The sequence below is a fragment of the Myxococcales bacterium genome, assembly GCA_016720545.1.
Classification (GTDB): Bacteria; Myxococcota_A; Polyangia; order Polyangiales; family Polyangiaceae; genus JAAFHV01.
Map to the genome: position 1 here is coordinate 46,263 of JADKKK010000009.1, position 16,600 is coordinate 62,862.

A 16,600-nucleotide genomic window follows, 5' to 3' on the forward strand; every position below is an offset into this window, starting at 1 on the left:
CAGGGAGACGACCCCGAGCACCAGCATCAGCGCCTGGAGCACCCGCAGCCGGCGGGACGGGCCGCCGCCCATCACGGCGTCGTCACGACCTTCACGCGGACGCGCACGCTCGTGATGCGCCGCCGGCTCATGCCGCTCACCTCCACCGACACCAGGGGGCCGAGCTCTACCTTGTCGCCCGTGCGGGGAATGCGGCCGATGCGCTCCTGGATGACCGTGCTTATCGCCTCGGCCGCGTCCTTCGTCTCGACCTCGACGCCGATGGTGCGCAGGTCTTCCATGTTCGCGCGGGCGTCCACGTCCCAGACCTCGGGGGCGTTCGGATCGCGGACGATCGTCGACGGCTCCTCGTCGAACTCGTCGCGGATCTCGCCGACGATCTCCTCGAGGAGGTCCTCGAGCGTGACGATCCCGCTCGACCCACCGTACTCGTCGATCACGACGGCGATGGGGATCTGGGTCTTCTGCATTTGCCGGAGCAGATCGAGCAGCCCCTTCTGCTCGGGGACGAAGAGGACGTCTCGCCGCAGGCTCGCGAGGTCGAGGCGCGCGGGCTCGACCTCACTCAAGAACACGTCCTTCGCGTAGAGGTAACCCGCGACGTCGTCGAGCGAGCGACCCCGGGTGAGCACGATGCGCGAGTACTGAAGGTCGCGCAGGAGCGCGACGGCGTCGACGCCGGTGGTCTCGATGGGTAGGGACTTCACGTCCACCCGCGGCACCATCGCGTGGCGCGCGGCGCGCTGCGAGAAGCGGATCACGCGCTGCACGAGCTCGCTCTTCTCGACGCCGCCTGGGCTCTTCGCCGTGTTCGCGACCAGGATACCGAGGATCTCCTCCTCGGACAGCTTGCCCTCGCTGGCCGCGTCGGCGCTCATGCCGAGGGCGCGGAGGAGCAGCTTCGTGGACGCCTCGAGGCCGAACAGCAGCGGCCGGAACGCGACGTAGATGAGGTGCAGCGGCCCCGCGACGCTGAGCGCGGTCTGCTCGGAGCGCTGGATGGCGACCAGCTTGGGCACGAGCTCGCCGAACAGCACGTGGCCGTACGTGAGGAGCGTCAGGGCCGCGACCATCGCCGCGATCTTCAGCGCGCCGCCGGGCTCGTGGCCCGTGAGTCGCTGGATGAGCGCGACGAACGCGTGCTCCATGGCGGGCTCGCCCACCCAGCCGAGCCCCAGGCTCGCCACCGTGATGCCGAGCTGCGTGACGGAGAGGTAGCGCTCGAGGTTCGAGACGACCTCGTGCGCGCGGCGCGCCTTCGGATCCTGCTTGGCGCGCGCGCTGAGCTTCGACGTGCCCACCTTGACGAGCGCGAACTCGGCGGCGACGAAGAAGCCGTTCAAGGCGATAAACACGACAGCGGCGAGCAGACCCAACACGTGGGGCGGTGGTTAGCACGGAAGCCGCGGGACGCGCAGTCCGCAGGTCGGTTGTGGGCCTGTCCGCGTGTGTAAGTCGTGGAAAGCAATTGATCTTGTGCCGTCGCTCGCGCTGAAACGAACGGCTGGTGAGCGCGCCACGGGTGGGCGTCGCGCGCTCGTCGAACCGCTCATCCGCGCCTCGGGGCGCGTGTCGGGAGGGCGCCGCTGCGCGTGGCGCGCCGATAGTGGACCACGGTCGACCCGCTCCAGCGCCGAAACGCCCGGGTGAACGCCGCGATCTCCGAGAAGCCGAGGCGCCAGGCCACCTCCACCGTTGGCTTCCCATCGGCGATCCAGGCGAGCGCCCGCGCTCGGCGGTGCCGGTCGAGCAGCTCCTTGAACGTGACGCCCTCCTGCTGGAGCCGCCGCTGGAGCGACTTCTCGGACAAGTCGAGCGCGTCGGCGATGCGACCACGCAGCGCCGCGCCGTCGAGCGCGTCGAGCGCGTCGAGCGCGTCGAGCACCTGGGCGCCGACCGTCACGGCCGCCGCCGGAGGGGCGACCCCGCCGAGCCAGTGGTCGGCGGCCACGCGCAGCACCGCGCCCAGGTAGGGATCTGCGTGGGGAAGCGGCGCGTCCGCGGCCGCGGCGTCGAGCTCGACGGCGGTAGAGGTAGCGCCGAACCTCACGCTCGGGCCGAGCACGCGATGGACCTCGGCGGCGTAGGGTGGGGCCCGCGTCGCGAGCTCGAACGAGACGTTCGCTTCGCCGGCGCCCAGCAGCGCGAGGAGGCGCCGCGAGAGCACGAGGTAGTGCTCGTGGAGGAACGGCACGGCGGGCGCGTCGGCGAGCGGCGCGTAACACAGCCGGAACCGCGCGCCGCGGTCCTCCGGGCGGAGCCGATCGGCCGTCGACACGAGCGACGCGTACCTCGCCCACGCGGCGGCCGCCTCGCGAAACGTGCCCGCGGACTGCACGATCCTCGCGACCACGTGCTGCCGCTCGGCCGGCAGCGTCTCGGCCACGTGCAGGCCGAGCGCCGGGTCGCCGAGCTCGTCGGTCGCGAGGCGCGTCAGCGCGGCGAACGAGGTGAGCGGCCAGCGGGCGTCCGGATCGCCCCACGCGGGGACCTGCGCCCCCACCTGCACCTCGATCGCGCCCCGCGACAACCCCGCCGCCTCGAGGCGCTCGACCAGCTCGCGGATGAGCACCGACGACGTGGTGTGCACCGCGAGATGCTATCGCGGCCAGGCGCAGGTGTCCCCGGTGCCCTGCCTGCGCGTCCGTCCTGCGCGTCCGTCCTGCGCCGGTCCCGCGCCAGTCCCCGCGTGTCCCGGCGGGTCGTCCCCGGCGTCCGCGCCGGTCCTACCGCGGCGACTCCCCTCGGGTCATCGTCTCACCATGTGGAAGCTCTACGTTCTGGTGGCGGTCGTCGTGCTCGGTGTGCTCGAGGGCTGGCGCACGCGAGGCGACACGTGGAGGCGCTCGCGCCGCGACTGGACCGTCGAGCTGCTCTGCGCGGGGTTGCTCCCTGGGGCGGTCGTGCCGCTGGTCACCTACGCCGTCGCGGGCGCGCTGTCCCACGCGGCGCCCGGCGGTCGTGGCGCCCTCGCGTGGCTCCCGTGGCCCCTGATGGTGGGCGCGTTCCTCCTGGTCGACGACCTCACGCAGTACCTGTGGCATCGCCTGTCGCACACGAGCCCCCTGCTCTGGCGCCTGCATCGCGCGCACCACGCGGCGCCCAAGATGGGTGTCGCGGTCACGTTTCGCAACAACCTATTTTACTATGCCATGATGCCCGGGCTCTGGCTCTCCCCGGTGATGGTCTATCTTGGCATGGGCGAGGTGTATCCATGGTATGCCTTCTTCAAGATGCTCGTCGTCGTCGGCGCGCACAGCGAGCTCCGCTACGACCGAGTGCTCTGGCGGCACCGCGCCACCCGGCCCATCGCCTGGATCCTCGAGCGGCTGCTCTCCACGCCCGCCACGCACTTCGCCCACCACGGCCTCGACGCGACCGATCCCGGCACTCACTACCGAGGCAACTTCGGCAACATGCTGTTCGTCTGGGACCTGTTGTTCGGTACTGCCAAGATCACGCGTATCTACCCGAAGTCGTTCGGTATCGAGGGCGAGCCGGAGATGTCCTGGCCCACCCAGCTCGTCTGGCCACTTGCGGCGGAGCCCCACGCGGCGCCGCCGGAGCCCGCCGTCGACCTGGTCGAGGTGGGTGCGAGCGAGCGGGGCTCGTCGTCGCGTCCCAGCGGCCTCACAGCGTGAGCCGCACCTTCGGCAGGCCCGCCTCGCCGGCGCTCGCGAAGCCGTACCGCGCGAGGTTGTCCATCACGCGCACGACGTAGCCGCGGGTCTCCAGGTAGGGGATCGACTCGACGAAGACCTCGAGGTCGGCGCCCTTCGCGCGCTCTTGCCAGCGCGTCATGGCCTCCGGCCCGGCGTTGTAGGCCCCCGCGACGCGGAGCGGATCGCCGTCGAGCTTCTCGCCGAGCTCGCGCAGGTAGCGGGCGCCGAGCGTGATGTTCGGGCCAGGTCGGGTGAGCCACGCGTCTTCGTGGGGGAGCTTCCCGCGCTCCGCGACCGCGCGCGCGGTCTCGGGGAGCAGCTGCATGAGGCCGACCGCGCGCGCCGGCGAGACCACCTCGGGATCGAAGCCGCTCTCTTGGCGCATGATCGCGTGCACGAAGCCGGCGCCGAGGCCGTTCGCCCGCTCGGCCTCGGTGACCTCGACCGCGAAGGGTCGCGGAAAGGCGCACTCCCACGCCCACCGCGCGCGCCCCTCAGGGCTCTCGCCGAGGAGCGAGGAGGGCACGCGGAGCGCGACCTGGTGCATGCGCCGAGCCCGTCCCGTGAGCGCGTAGGCCGCGCAGAGCGCCTGGACGCCGCGCCCGGGGTAGGCCGACTCGACGAACGCCTCGCGGCTGCGCAGCTCGTCCTCGGCGTCGTCGTCGAGGCCCACCGCGTGGAGCAGATCGGCGGGCGCGGGGAGGGCGACGGAGAGCGCGGCGAGCGACGACGGCGTCCCGCTCGCGGGCTCGAGCCAGGGCACCGGCGGGGCCTTCGCCTCCGCGAGGCGCGCCTGCGCGACGAGGGCGGCGAAGCTGAGCGGTCGGCTTCGCACGACCTCGGTCCACCGCGCGACGGCGTGCGTGCGATCCCCGTCGCGCAGCGCCGCGAGCGCGGCGAGGTTCTTCGCGCGAGCGCGGAGATCGGCCGTGTCCGCGTCGTCAGCGAGGGCCTCGAACAGGCGGCGAGCGCCCGGGTAGTCGCGCGCGGCGAGGTGCGCGAGCGCTCGGTAGCGCGCGGTCTCCCCTCGGGGCTGCGCGCTCCCTTTCCCCCCGCGCCCCTCGCCCGAGAGCTCGTCGAAGGCGCGCACCGCCGCCGCGTGGTCACCGTGGAGGAGCGCGATCCGGCCCAAGTGAAACCGCGCCTGGCTCGCGAAGGGCGAGCCCGGGTAGCGCTCGCGCACGTGGCGCATCGCGGCCTCGGCCTCCCGATCGCGATCGGCGCGCGAGAGCGCGCGGGCGGCGAGGAAGGCGTCCTCCGCGGCGCGCGCCCCTCCGCGTCGCTCGCACGCGCCGTAGGCGGCCGCCGCCTCCGTGTAGCGGCTCTTGGCCTTGTAGAGCGCCTCCGCGCGCGCGTGACAGAGCGCGTCCTCGCCGGGCGCGGGCTTCCCGGCGGCCGCGCGGGCGATGGCCTTGAGCGCCTCGTCGGGGCGCTGCTGGTCGGCGAGCGCGCTCGCGCGGGCTAGCCACTCCCCCGGCGAGAGGGCGCCCCCGAGCTTGGACAGCCTGGCGAGCGCGCGCTCGACCTCGGGCGGACTCGCGGCGTGGATTGAGAGCCAGCGCGCGTCCTCGAGCGCGGTTGGCTCGTCGTCGCGGCAGAGCCCGAGGCGCAGCGCGCGCGCCTCCTCCTCGAGCGCGCGAGGCAGCTTCCCGCGCGTGAGCGCTCGATCGACCGCCTGCCGTGCGCGCGCGTGGGCCCCACCGCGCTCGAACGCGCGCGCGGCCGCGAGAAGATCGCGTGGCGTGCCGCGGCGCAGGAATGCCTCTCCCGCCGCGTCGAACGGACCCACCTCGGCCATGGCCTGGAGGCGGAGGCCCTTGATGCGCGCGTCGAGCAACGGGAGCGCCTGCTCGAGCGAAGCGAGGAGCGCGGAGGCTTGCGTGTAGTCTGCACGTTCAAGGGCGCCGCGGGCGCGCGCCAGCCTCACGTCCGGCGCGGCCTGCTCCGCCGCGTCGAGCCGCGCGGCGGCGGCCTCGGCCTCCTCCCACCGCGCGTGTCGCACCGCCTCGCGGAAGCGCGTCGCGGGGTCGGCGCCTACGTCGGCGTCCGACGCGGGCTCTACGGGGCGCGCGCTCGCTGCGCTGTCGGTCACGGCGGCGCCCTCGGGCCCGCTGTCGCGGGCTTTCTCCGGGCCCTCGCGGTGGCACGCCACGAGAGCGACGCACGCGAGCGCGAGCCACCGGCCCTGCCGCCAGCCGATCGCGAGCGGCCTATCGGTAGACACCGAACGTCCCTCCTCCGGTGTACTCACGCGAGCGCCGGAGCCCTGTCGCGTCTTCTCCCCGAGCGAGCCTCGCGAGGCGCGGCAGGGCGAGCGACAGGGCGTGGTCTCCCTGTTCGATCCCGATCCAGCGGCGCCCCATGGTCTCGGCCACGGCCGCCGTCGTCCCGCTGCCGAGGAAAGGATCGAGCACCCAATCGCCGGGCGCCGTGGTGAGCGCGAGCAAGCGCTCCAGCAGCCGCTCGGGCTTCTTGTTCCTCGAGAACGCCACGCCGCCCTCGGGGGCGAGGCCCTGAAAGGGTATGTCGCTCCACACGTTCGTGAGCGGCTCCGCCAGCACGCGGGGCGCCGCCTCGGTCGGATCGAGGGTGCCGTCGGGCAGCAAGGAGCGGAGCTTCGACGCGAGGAACAGCACCCGGTTGCCGCCTCGCAGCACCAGCGCCGGCCGGCTCGGGCGCTCCAGCACGAGGGTCCGGTCGGGCTCCCGTCGCGAGCGCGCGACCAGCGCCTGGGCCTCGCGCGACACGGCCTCCACGCGCACCTGCGCGAAACGGACCACGCTCGCCGCGTGCGCGCGCGCGAACGCCGCCTGGCGGGCCGGCCACGCCTCGCCGAGCGACCTCTTCGCCGCGCTCCCCGTCGCGAACCCCGCGTGGGCAGCGACCGCTCGCGCGAGCGGCACGTACCGCCACGACGCGACGGGGGCGCCGCGATCGACGATGAAGGTGCGGTACGCGGGGTCCGCGCCCGCGCGCTCGCGGAAGAGGCGCGTCGGCGAGAACGCTGCGCGGCTCTTGGCGTAAAGGAGAATGAAATCGGACACATGGACAGGGCCCGCGTTCTGCGCCTTGTGACCCGTCGCCGCGCTGCGCACCACCGTGATGGTGCTCACGCGGTTGCGGCTCCCGAAGATCTCGTCGCACAGCACCTGCAGCGGCCCGAGCTCGGTGTCGTCGATCTCGACCGCCAGCACGCCGTCGTCGCGGAGCAGCGCGCGCGCCGCATGGAGGCGCGGCGCCATCATGGCGAGCCACGCCTCCCGGCTCCGGGCGTCGTCGTATTGCGAGAAGACACGGCCGGTGTTGAAGGGCGGGTCGAGGTACGCGAGGCGGAACCGCGCCCCGTGCGTGCGCTCGAGCTCCCTCATGGCCACGAGGTTGTCGCTCTGCACGAGGCGGCACTCGTCCGCCCGCCGCGCGCCAACGGAGAGCGACGGGTCTCGCGTCGTGCGCGGTCCCCGCGCGTCCGCGGCCACTCCCTCGGTCCCCTCAAGGCGGCGGGACGTGCGGCCCACGGATCCATTCGCGCGTGATGCGGTGGTAGTTCCCCTCGGCCCCGAGCCCTCCCATCACGCTCGCGAGCCCCCACTGCAGGCGGTTCATGAACGTGTGCTCGGTCGGCATGTGGATCGGCTTCGGGAGGTTCGGCACGCCCGAGTCGGCCGACTTCATGATCTTCTTTAGCCCGCGCGCGAGGTACGCCACGGTCTCGCGCGCGGCCTCGGGCGTGTGCCGGTACGGGGCGTCGACCGTGAGCGGGATCATGACGAACTTCGTGTAGTCGAGGTAGAGCTTGAACGACTCCTCGTCCGTGGGATCGAAGCCGAGGAAGTCGACGCAGGCGCGCTCGAAGTCGTCCCAGCGCTCGTCCATCGCGGCGATGATGTAGCGCTTCTCGCCGAGGAGCAGCTCGGGCGAGAGGATCTTGTGGCAGCCGAAATCGAGGAACGCGACCTTGCCGCCGCCGAGGAAGCGGTAGTTGCCAGGGTGCGGGTCGGCGTAGAGCACGCCGTGGCGGAAGAGCGCGCGCATCATGAAGCGCCAGATGGTCTCCGCCGCCTGACGCTTGTCGTCGGGGGTCGCCTCCGCGCAGAACGTCTTGTAGTCGACGCCGCCGATGAGCTCGGTCGTCAGGACCCGCCGCGTGGAGAGCGAGTGCTGAACGCGCGGAATGACGATCTCCGGATCTTCCGCGTGGATCGCGCGGAACATGTCGGTCGCGCTCGCCTCCCGTGAGTAGTCGAGCTCCGCGAGGAACACCGACTTGATCTCGTCGAGGGTCTCCTTCGTGTGGTAGCGGCGGCCCACCGGCGACATCATCTGCTCGAGCATCGAGACGCTCTTCAGGTCGTTCTCGATCGCCTTGTCGATGCCCGGATACTGCACCTTCACGGCGACGTGCTCGCCGCCGTGGGTCGTGGCCCGGTGGACCTGCCCGATGCTCGCCGCCGCGAACGGCTCGGCCTCCCACACCGAGAAGACCTCCTCGGGGACGCCGAGCTCGGCCGTCACCACCTTGCGCGCGGCCTCCCGCGAGAGCGGTGGCGCCTTCGCCTGGAGCTGCTTGAGGACGTCTTGGAACTTCTCCTCGTAGCCGGGGGGAGCGAGGCCGTCGATGTACGAGGCCATCTGACCGAGCTTGAGCGGGAGACCCTTCATCTCGCCGAGGGTCTTCAGCATCGCCTCCGCGGTCTTGCGCGCGTTCTCGCGCATGGCCTCGCGCTCCTTGGCGAGGCGCTCCGGGTCGTCGCCCTTCGCTCCGAGCCCGATGGCGCGCTTCAGCGCCGCGCCGCCTGCGGGGAGCGTACGGGCGGCGAGCGAGCCTAGCCGCGCGAGCCGGCCGAGGCGCGACGTGGGCGGCGCGTCGGGCCGATCGTCCTCCGGCTCGCCGTCTCGCTTGGATGCCATGGGGCGCATGGGACCCCCTCGCGCGCGGCGCGTCAAGGGCGCGCGTGGGGCCGCTCAGCCGCCGTCGAGCACTCGCTGCAGCTCTTCCGGGACGAGGCCGTACGCCTCCGCTGCGGCGACGAGGCCCGCGTTCTGGGCCACGTTGGTGAGAAAACCGCGGCCGTAGGGCGTGCCGCGCAGCCCCTGGACGCGCAGCGAGAGCCTCGGCATGGCCCTCACGATCGCGTCGCGGGCCTCTCGAAGCCGACCCAGATCGACGTACACGTCGTGCAGGGCCAAGAAGATGGGCGCCTCGTTGAGCAAGGAGGGCGAGCCGTCCTCGAGGAGCGCCGCCGCCTCGAGGGCGAGCTCCTGCGCGCGCTCGGGCTCGCCGAGGCGGCGCTCGGCCTCGGCCCACTCGCCGAGGGCGACCGGCACGAGGTCCAACATCTTGGTGGAGCGGTACGCGCCCGCGGCGGTGCGGAGGAGCACGCGGGCGCGCTCGACGTCGGGCGCCTCGACGCTGCGGAGGAGCTCGACCCCGCGGTAGAAGAGCACCCCTAGCGTCGCCCGATCGTGCGGCACCCAGCCGCCCGACGCCGCCCCGTCGGCCACGCGGCGCGGCTCGGCGAGCAGCTCCTCGAGGTCACAGGTCGCCCCGAACGTGGAGGCCCAGCAGAGCAGGATCATCTGCCCGTGCCGCAGCACGCCCTGGGAGCCCACGGCCTGCGCGAGCGCGATCCCCGCGTCGATCTCCGCGCGCGCCTCCTCTTTCGCGCCCACGGTCGTCAGCGCGAAGCCCACGTTGATGGTCAGCGTGGCCTCGTTCGCCTTGAGCCCGGCGGAGCGCGCGGCCGCCGCAGCCGAGCGTCGCGCGTCGAGCGCCGCCCCGACCTCGCCGCGCGCCTGCCGCACGACGGCGAGCGTCTGCCACGCGTCGACCGAGGCGCCGGGGACGCGGTGCCTCGTCGCGAGGTCGAGCAGCTCGGACGCCACGAGCGCCGCGCGGTCGAGCTCGCCGGCGAAGGCGCAGCGGGCGGCCAGCGTCGCCGAGGAGCGCGCTACCTCATCGAAAATGCCGAGCTCTTGCGCAGACTTGCGAATTTCGTCGAGCCCCGTGATGGTCTCGGGACCGCCGCCCTTCGCCGCGTCGTATCGGAGCCTGGCGCCCCGCGCTCGCACCGCGCTCGCCTCGTCGTACACCGCGTCCTCGAGGAGCGCGACGGCGGTCTCGCGATCCGCGGCCCGCGGATCGAGCCGAACGTAGGCCTCGTCGAGCAGCAGCGCGCGGCCGAACTGGGTGGGCTTGTCCTCGGCGAAGGCGAGGGCTCGCTCGGCGTAGGTCGCCGCGTCGGCGTGGGCGTTGGTGGCCAGCGCGCGGCGCGCGGCGCGCTCCAGGTACACCGCGCCTTCGGCCGCCTCGCCGCCGAGCTCGAGGTGCCGCGCGACCGTCGCGTCGTCTTCGCCCATGCTCGCGAGCCAGCGCCCCGCGCGCGCGTGGAGCTCGCGGAGGTCGTCCTCGCCGAGCGACGCGTAGGCCACCTCCCGCGCGAGCGCGTGCTTGAAGGCCCACTCGCGCGCGTCGCGGAAGCGGGAGCCGGCCTGCTCGACGAGGATCTCGGCGCCCGCGAGCGCCCGGAGCGCCTCGTGCGCGCGGGGGCATCCCAGCGCGGCGAGGCCCACGTCCCACCCCTTCAGGCCGAACACCGAGAGCCGGGTCACCGCGTCGCGGAGGTCCTCGTCGAGCGCGTCGAGGTGCACCTGGAGCGCGGCCTCGATGGTGAGCGCGCCGGCCGGATCGCGCCCCTGCGCCGCGAGGCGCGAGAGCTCCTCGGCGAAGAGCGGCGAGCCCGACGACTGCCCCGCGATCATCTCGAGCAGCTCCTCCCCGGCGGCCCCTTCGGCGCGCGCGCCGAGGATCGTCGTGGCGATCGCGCGGACCGTGCGTTTGGAGAGCGGACGCAGCTCGAGGCGCACGTGCTCGCGGCCCGTGAAGCGCTGCGCGAGCTCCCGCAGGAACGCCGGCCGCGCGGTCATCAGCACGAAGATGGGGTGCCTTCCCGCCCGCGCGAGCACGTGATCGAGCCACGCGAGGCTCTCGCTGTCGGACCACTGCGCGTCCTCGATGGCGAGGACGAGCGGCGCGCGGGCGGCGACGTTCAGGGCGGCCATCGTCAGCATGATCCACAGCGCGTCGCGCGCGCCGCTCTGCTCCACCGAGTTCGGCACCGCCTCGTTCGTGAGGAGCCGACCGACGAGCTCGCGCGTGGGGCCGCCCAGCCCCTCGAGCTGCGCGGGACGCACGGGCACGAGCGCCGAGAGCGCGTCCATGAGCTCCTCGTGGCCGGCGGTCTTCGGCAGGCCGGTGAGGGCGCGCGCGACGTCGGCCATGATCCCGAGCGCGTGGGTCTTCGCGAACGACTCGCACCGCACGAGCGCGATCTGGGGCGCGCTCGGGAACGCCCCAAGGCTCGCCAGCGCCTCGCTGCGGAGGCGGGTCTTTCCGATGCCCGGAGTCCCCGTCACCGACACGAGGATGGGGGTGCGCTCCTCGGCGCACTGCTCGAAGCTCCTCACGATCTGGGCGAGCTCAGCCTCACGTCCGAGGAAGGGCGCGCCCCCGACGGTCTCGCGCTTGGCCGTCACGGCCTGACCCAGGATCGACGTGCCGTCGGGCCGCAGCTGGAACTCGAAGCGCCCGCGAGCGAGCTCGGTCGTGGTGGTGTCGGAGAGCACCTGGCCGCGCCGCGCGTCGCGTGCGAGCGCGGCCGCGCGATCGACCACCTCACCGGTGGGCTTCGTGCGATCGATGCGTGAGCGTCCCGACGCGACGCCGACCGCCGCGTTCGTCTTCGCGAGGCGAGCGCCGAGATCGAGCGCGCGCCACGCCTCGTCGCCGAGGGTCTTGTGCACGCCGAAGTGCGCGACGATCGCGTCGCCGCCGAGCTCGGTGGCCTCGGCGCCTCGCGTGCGGAGGTGGGCGAGGAGCCGGTGGCGTGCGGGCCCCTTTGGCACACAGGTGGCGAGGATGCTGGTGACGAGGCGCTGGCCGCCAAGTCCTCGAGAAGACGAGAGAAACTGCGCCCCCACGCTCGGCGGAGGCTCGCTCAGCGGGTTCCTCACGGTCTCGGGGCCGTGCACGGCGAGCGCGTCACGGATTCGGCGGAGCTCGTCGGCCACGAGGCTCGCGCTGTCGGGGCGCTCTTCCGGGAACGTGGCGAGCATCCGCCCGAGCAGCTCGTCCAACGACAGGGGGGCGTCGTGGAAGAGCTCCCGGAGGCGCGGCGCCGGCGTGGTCACGAGCTTCGCGAGCACGGCGACGGGCGTGGGGCCGACGTGCGGCGGGCGCCCGGTGAGCATCTCGAAGAGGGTCGCGCCGAGGCTGTAGATGTCGGAGCGCACGTCGACGGCGCAGTCGCCGCGGGCCTGCTCGGGCGCCATGTACGCGGGTGTGCCTACGATGGCTCCCGTGCGCGTGATGCGCGCGTCCTCGGCGCTCGCCACGCCGAAGTCCACGAGCTTGGCGACGATGGGCGCCGGCTCCGCGCCGACCTGCGCGGCGCCGCTCCCGACGAGGATGACGTTCGACGGCTTCACGTCGCGGTGGACGATGCCCGCTGCGTGCGCGCAGGCGAGGGCGTCCGCGACCTGCGCCGCGATGTCGAGCGACTCCGCGATGGTCACGCGCTGCCGGAGCTGCCGCTGCGCGATGTCCTCGCCCTGGAGCCACTCCATGGCCACGAAGGGCTGGCCCTCGTCGAGCTGACCGAACGCGATGACCTTCACGATGCCTGGCGCCGAGAGCCCCGCGAGCAGCCGCCCCTCCCGGGCGAACCTGGCCTCTTCGCTCGCGTCTACGCCCGCGATCGCGATGACCTTGAGCGCCACCGTGTGCCCGGTGATGCGGTCGAGGGCGCGGTACACGATGCCGACGCCGCCACGCCCCACCTCGCGCTCGACGACGAAGCGGCCACCGAGCGTGCTCGGCGCGTGCTCGACGCCCCCGATCACGATCGACCCCCGGGAGCGGCCGGCTCCTGCGTGGCGTTCGGACTCGCGTGCTCGGGCGCCTTCCGCCGCTCGCCCACGACGAACACCTCGTAGCTCGAGGTGCGGGTGCCCTCGGGCCGGATGGTGCGCTCGGCGGCGAAGAGGCGCTTCACCTCGTCACGGGCGCGCACGAAGTCCTCCCCCATGAAGATCTTTCCAACGAACGCGCCCCCGGGCTTGAGCAGGGCCTCCGCGACCGCGAGCGCGCGCATGAACAGATCGAAGCTGCGGGTCTGATCGCCGAGGCGGTTGCCCGTGGTGTTCGGCGCCATGTCCGAGACGACGACGTCGTACGGAGCGAAGCGTGAAAGCGCTTCGGTCTCGAGCGACAGGGCGTCGCCAATGAAGAACTCCACGTTCGCGGGCACCTGCGTGTTGAGCTCCTTCAGGTCCATCGCGAGCACGCGCCCCTTGGGGCCGACGCGCCCCGCGGCGTAGAGCGTCCAGCTCCCGGGAGAGGCCCCCAGGTCGAGCACGCTCTGCCCGGGCCGGAACATGCGCACGCGCTTGTCGATCTCCTCGAGCTTGAAGACGCTCCGCGCGGGGTAGCCGGCCTTCTTGGCCTCCACCGTGAAGTGATCGGCCCCCTTGTACGGATTCTTACGCCCCTTCACGCCGGCACCTCAAGGTCTGTCCAGCCCCGCGAGCGCCTCCCGAGCGGCTCGGGGCGGTCTCCAGGCGGCATCTTAGACGCAACGCGGCCCGGGTTGTTCTCTCGCGTGCGCGAATGTGGGGTCGACAAAAGATAGAGCGCCCCGCGGCCACGAGGGCTGCGGGGCGGTCGCCGATGCGCCGTTCGCGCCTCGTGGGGCGCTCAGCCGTTCTTGAGGCGGCGCTTGACGGCGGCGCGGATGAGCACCACGCCCTGGTTCGCGCCCGGGACGCCGCCCTCGATCATGAGGAGGTTCTTCTCGACGTCGATGCGCGCGAGGGTGAGGTTCTGCATGCTCACGGTCTCGTTGCCGTACTGGCCCGGCATGCCGGTGTTCGGCAGCGTGCGACCCGGGGTCATGTTGGTGCCGATCGAGCCGCCGTGGCGGTGGTACTCGTGCGTGCCGTGCGAGCGGCCCATGCCGGCGAAGTTCCAGCGGCGCATGACGCCGGTGTAGCCGCGTCCGCGCGTGGCGCCTTGGGCGTCGACGAGCTGGCCCTCCGTGAAGACCTCGTCGAGCTTCATCGTGTGGCCGACCTCGAACTTCGCCGCGAACTCGGGCGAGCAACGCAGCTCGCGCACGACGCGCTTCGCCGCGACGTTGGCCTTCTTGAACGCGCCGGCGACCGGCTTCGTGACGTGCTTGTCCTTCGCGTCGGTCATTCCGTAGACGAGGGCGGTGTAGCCGTCCTTCTCGACGGTGCGCTTGCCGACGACGACCACGGGGCCGGCCTCGATGACGCACACGCGCTTCACGGTGCCGTCGGGGGTGAAGTACTGGGTGAAGCCGATCTTCTTGCCGATGATGCCAGGCTGCTGATTCATGTTCGTAGCTCCTTGGGTGCCCCTTCAAGGTCCCGGACGACACACCCGGCCGTTGGCGTTCCGCACGACTCTTCGTGCCAGACCGGTCCTTGGGGCTGGACCGGGGGAAGTCCCCACGCCTCGAGCACTGTCCGAGGGGCGCGCACCATGGCAAAAGACCGCCCCCGAGTCAAGCGGCTGTGACGCAGAAAGAGTGCTTGCGACTTTAATTCGCGAGCTTCCCGGCGGCCATCGTGAAGCGCGCGTCGGCGGAGGCGGCGAGGGTCTCGTCGTGGGTCACGGCGAGCAGGGTCATCCCGCCCGCCGCGCGCTCGCGGAAGAGCCCGGCCAGATCGGCGCGCCGCTTCGGGTCGAGCGCGCTCGTGGGCTCGTCGAGGAGCAGCACCGGGGGCTCGAGGACGAGCGCCCTCGCGAGCGCCACGCGCTGCGCCTCCCCGCCCGAGAGCGACTCGGGCGCGGCGTCCCTATGGGCCTCGAGGCCGAGGCGCTCGAGCATCGCGTGGGCCGCGCGCGTCGCCGTCGTGGGGTCGTGGCCGCGCACGTGCCGGAGCGCGAGGGTCACGTTCTCGGTCACCGAGAGGTGCGGGAACAGGTTCGCCTCTTGGAGCACGAGCACCGCGCGCCGGCGCAGCGCGAGCCGGAGCGAGTGCGGCGAGGGCCCCGGTCGCAGCGGCAGGCCGGCGATCACGACCGCGCCCTCGTCGAACGTCAAGAACCCCGAGAGCACGCGCAGCAGCGTGCTCTTCCCCGAGCCCGACTCGCCCACCAGCGCCGCGAGCGTGCCGCGCTCCACGGTGAGCTCGACCCCATCGAGGCGGCGCCGCGCGGGCTCCTCGGGATCGCGCACGACGAGCCCACCCGCCCGGATCATCGCGCCTCCCGCGGTGCGCGCGGCAGCCGCTTCTTCTCGAAGCGCCGCGCGAGCCGCGCGAGCGGGTAGCTCATCGCCAGGTAGAGCAGCGCGCAGGCGAGGCCGGGGCGCCCCCACTCGCGCACGTCGACCGCCGTGATCGACATCTGCTTCGTGAGCTCGACCACGGTGATGACCGACACGAGCGAGCTGTCTTTCAGCAACGACACGAAGTCGGAGGTGACGTTCGGCAGCGCGAGGCGCGCGGCCTGCGGGAGCACGACGCTCCACACCACCCGAGGCCTCGACAGCCCGAGGGCGAGCCCCGCCTCTGTGTGCCCCTCCGGCACGGCCTGAATGCCTGCCCGATAGGCCTCGGCCTCGTACGCCGCGTAGTTCAGGCCGAGCGCGAGCACGGCCGCCGCCGCCGCCGGGAGCTTCAGCCACGGGGCGAGCCCGAAATAGAGCAGGTAGAGCTGGAGGAGCAGCGGCGTGCCGCGGAGCACCTCCACGTACGTGGCGGCGACTCCTCCGAGCACGCGGCCGCCGTAGGTGCGCGCGCACGCGAGCAGCATCCCGAGCGGCGACGCGATGAGCATGCCTCCGAGCGACAGCGCGAGCGTGACCGCGGCGGCCTTCAGGAAGAGCACGAGGCGCGCGAGATCGAACCTGGGCTCCGGGGCCTCCGGGAGGGGCGAGCCGCCCGCCGCCTCCGCGCCCGCGTCTGCGCTGCCCGCGTCTGCGCTGCCCGCGTACGGATCGCCCGCCGAGCTCGCGCTAAGGAACACGCCGGTCAGGGCGCGGGCCTGGTCGGCTGCGGTCCACGCGAAGATGACCTCGTCGCGCGCGCCGAGGAGCTTGGCCCGCTGGAGGATGGCGCGAAGCTCGCCGTCGCGCACCATGTCGGCGAGCGCCGCGTCCACCGCGTCGCGCAGCGAGGCCTCGTCGCGCTTCGCCGCGATCGCGTAGGCGCCGGTCTCCAAGTCGCCCGCGACGGCGAGGCCCTTGCGGCCGCGCGCGTAGCGGTCGGCGATGAGGTCGTCGAGCAGCACGCCGTCGATCCGCCCCTGCTCGAGGTCGATGTACGGCTCGAGGCACCCCTCGTAGGAGACGGGCACCGCGCCGCTCTCCCGGGCGATCTCGAACGAGCGCGTGCCGGCGAGCGAGCCTATGCGCTTGCCCTTCAGCGCGGCGCGGGTGCCCTCGAGCGGTCGGTCTTGCCGCGCGGTGAGGCGCGCGGCGAACATTTTGTAGGGTCGTGTGTAAAGTACACGCGATGAGCGCGAGCGGGTGAGCTCGAACCCGTTGAGGATGACGTCGAAGGTGCCCCGCTCGAGCGCGGGGATCAGCGCCGACCAGTCGTTCTGGACGAACTCCTCGCGCACGCCGAGGCGCTTCGCGAGGCCCTGGGCGAGCTCCACCTCGAAGCCCACCCGGTGGCCCTTCGCGTCCTCGTGCACGAACGGCTCGCCGCCCTGCACGTCGCCGCCCCACCGGAGCACGCCCGCCTTCTTCACGCGCGCGAGCCCGTCGGCGGCACGTGCGGGGGCCGAGAGCAACGCGACACCGACGACCGTGAGCAGCGCCAAGAGGGCGCGCGCGCCGACGCGGTGGGGCGTCGAGGCGCGCGCGGGGACGGGTCGGGGTGCGTGGGCCGTGGTGGGCGTCACGCGG

At 73.0% G+C, this 16,600-nt stretch carries 11 protein-coding genes; 1 reads left to right on the forward strand and 10 read right to left on the reverse strand.

All coding sequences use genetic code 11. From position 1 onward, the window contains the following. Positions 1–71: 71 nt before the first annotated feature. The gene (locus tag IPQ09_17690) at positions 72–1,355 is read right to left on the reverse strand and encodes an HlyC/CorC family transporter (protein ID MBL0196017.1); all 1,284 of its coding nucleotides are present in this window, start codon (positions 1,353–1,355) and stop codon (positions 72–74) included. Between the two features lie 194 nt (positions 1,356–1,549). Beyond that, a complete protein-coding gene (locus IPQ09_17695) occupies positions 1,550–2,590 on the reverse strand; it encodes an AraC family transcriptional regulator ligand-binding domain-containing protein (GenBank protein MBL0196018.1) in 1,041 nt (346 codons plus the stop codon). Positions 2,591–2,762: 172 nt separating this feature from the next. Between IPQ09_17695 and IPQ09_17700 the strand changes: the two genes are divergently transcribed. Then, on the forward strand, positions 2,763–3,641 hold the full coding sequence (locus tag IPQ09_17700; protein MBL0196019.1) for a sterol desaturase family protein: 879 nt from the start codon (positions 2,763–2,765) through the stop codon (positions 3,639–3,641). On the opposite strand, the gene IPQ09_17705 is transcribed toward IPQ09_17700, so the two are convergent. The 8 genes from IPQ09_17705 to IPQ09_17740 all read right to left on the reverse strand — a co-directional run bounded on the left by IPQ09_17705 (position 3,631) and on the right by IPQ09_17740 (position 16,485). After that, the gene (locus tag IPQ09_17705) at positions 3,631–5,886 is read right to left on the reverse strand and encodes a transglycosylase SLT domain-containing protein (protein ID MBL0196020.1); all 2,256 of its coding nucleotides are present in this window, start codon (positions 5,884–5,886) and stop codon (positions 3,631–3,633) included. The genes IPQ09_17700 and IPQ09_17705 overlap by 11 nt on opposite strands. Further along, the gene (locus tag IPQ09_17710) at positions 5,873–7,177 is read right to left on the reverse strand and encodes a site-specific DNA-methyltransferase (protein ID MBL0196021.1); all 1,305 of its coding nucleotides are present in this window, start codon (positions 7,175–7,177) and stop codon (positions 5,873–5,875) included. Before IPQ09_17710 ends, IPQ09_17705 begins: the two co-directional genes overlap by 14 nt. Continuing rightward, positions 7,152–8,570, reverse strand: coding sequence for an AarF/ABC1/UbiB kinase family protein (locus tag IPQ09_17715; GenBank protein ID MBL0196022.1), 1,419 nt, complete (start codon positions 8,568–8,570; stop codon positions 7,152–7,154). Before IPQ09_17715 ends, IPQ09_17710 begins: the two co-directional genes overlap by 26 nt. A gap of 54 nt (positions 8,571–8,624) precedes the next feature. Beyond that, a complete protein-coding gene (locus tag IPQ09_17720; GenBank protein ID MBL0196023.1) occupies positions 8,625–12,563 on the reverse strand; it encodes a protein kinase in 3,939 nt (1,312 codons plus the stop codon). Beyond that, positions 12,557–13,213 (reverse strand): RlmE family RNA methyltransferase, encoded by a 657-nt coding sequence (locus IPQ09_17725; protein ID MBL0196024.1) that lies wholly within the window; start codon positions 13,211–13,213, stop codon positions 12,557–12,559. The genes IPQ09_17720 and IPQ09_17725 overlap by 7 nt, the downstream gene beginning before the upstream one ends. A gap of 200 nt (positions 13,214–13,413) precedes the next feature. Beyond that, the gene (gene rplC / locus IPQ09_17730) at positions 13,414–14,076 is read right to left on the reverse strand and encodes a 50S ribosomal protein L3 (GenBank protein MBL0196025.1); all 663 of its coding nucleotides are present in this window, start codon (positions 14,074–14,076) and stop codon (positions 13,414–13,416) included. A gap of 205 nt (positions 14,077–14,281) precedes the next feature. Next, positions 14,282–14,947, reverse strand: coding sequence for an amino acid ABC transporter ATP-binding protein (locus tag IPQ09_17735; GenBank protein MBL0196026.1), 666 nt, complete (start codon positions 14,945–14,947; stop codon positions 14,282–14,284). Beyond that, positions 14,944–16,485: an ABC transporter permease subunit gene (locus IPQ09_17740; GenBank protein MBL0196027.1), complete on the reverse strand. Its 1,542-nt coding sequence runs from the start codon at positions 16,483–16,485 to the stop codon at positions 14,944–14,946. Before IPQ09_17740 ends, IPQ09_17735 begins: the two co-directional genes overlap by 4 nt. Positions 16,486–16,600 lie beyond the last annotated feature (115 nt).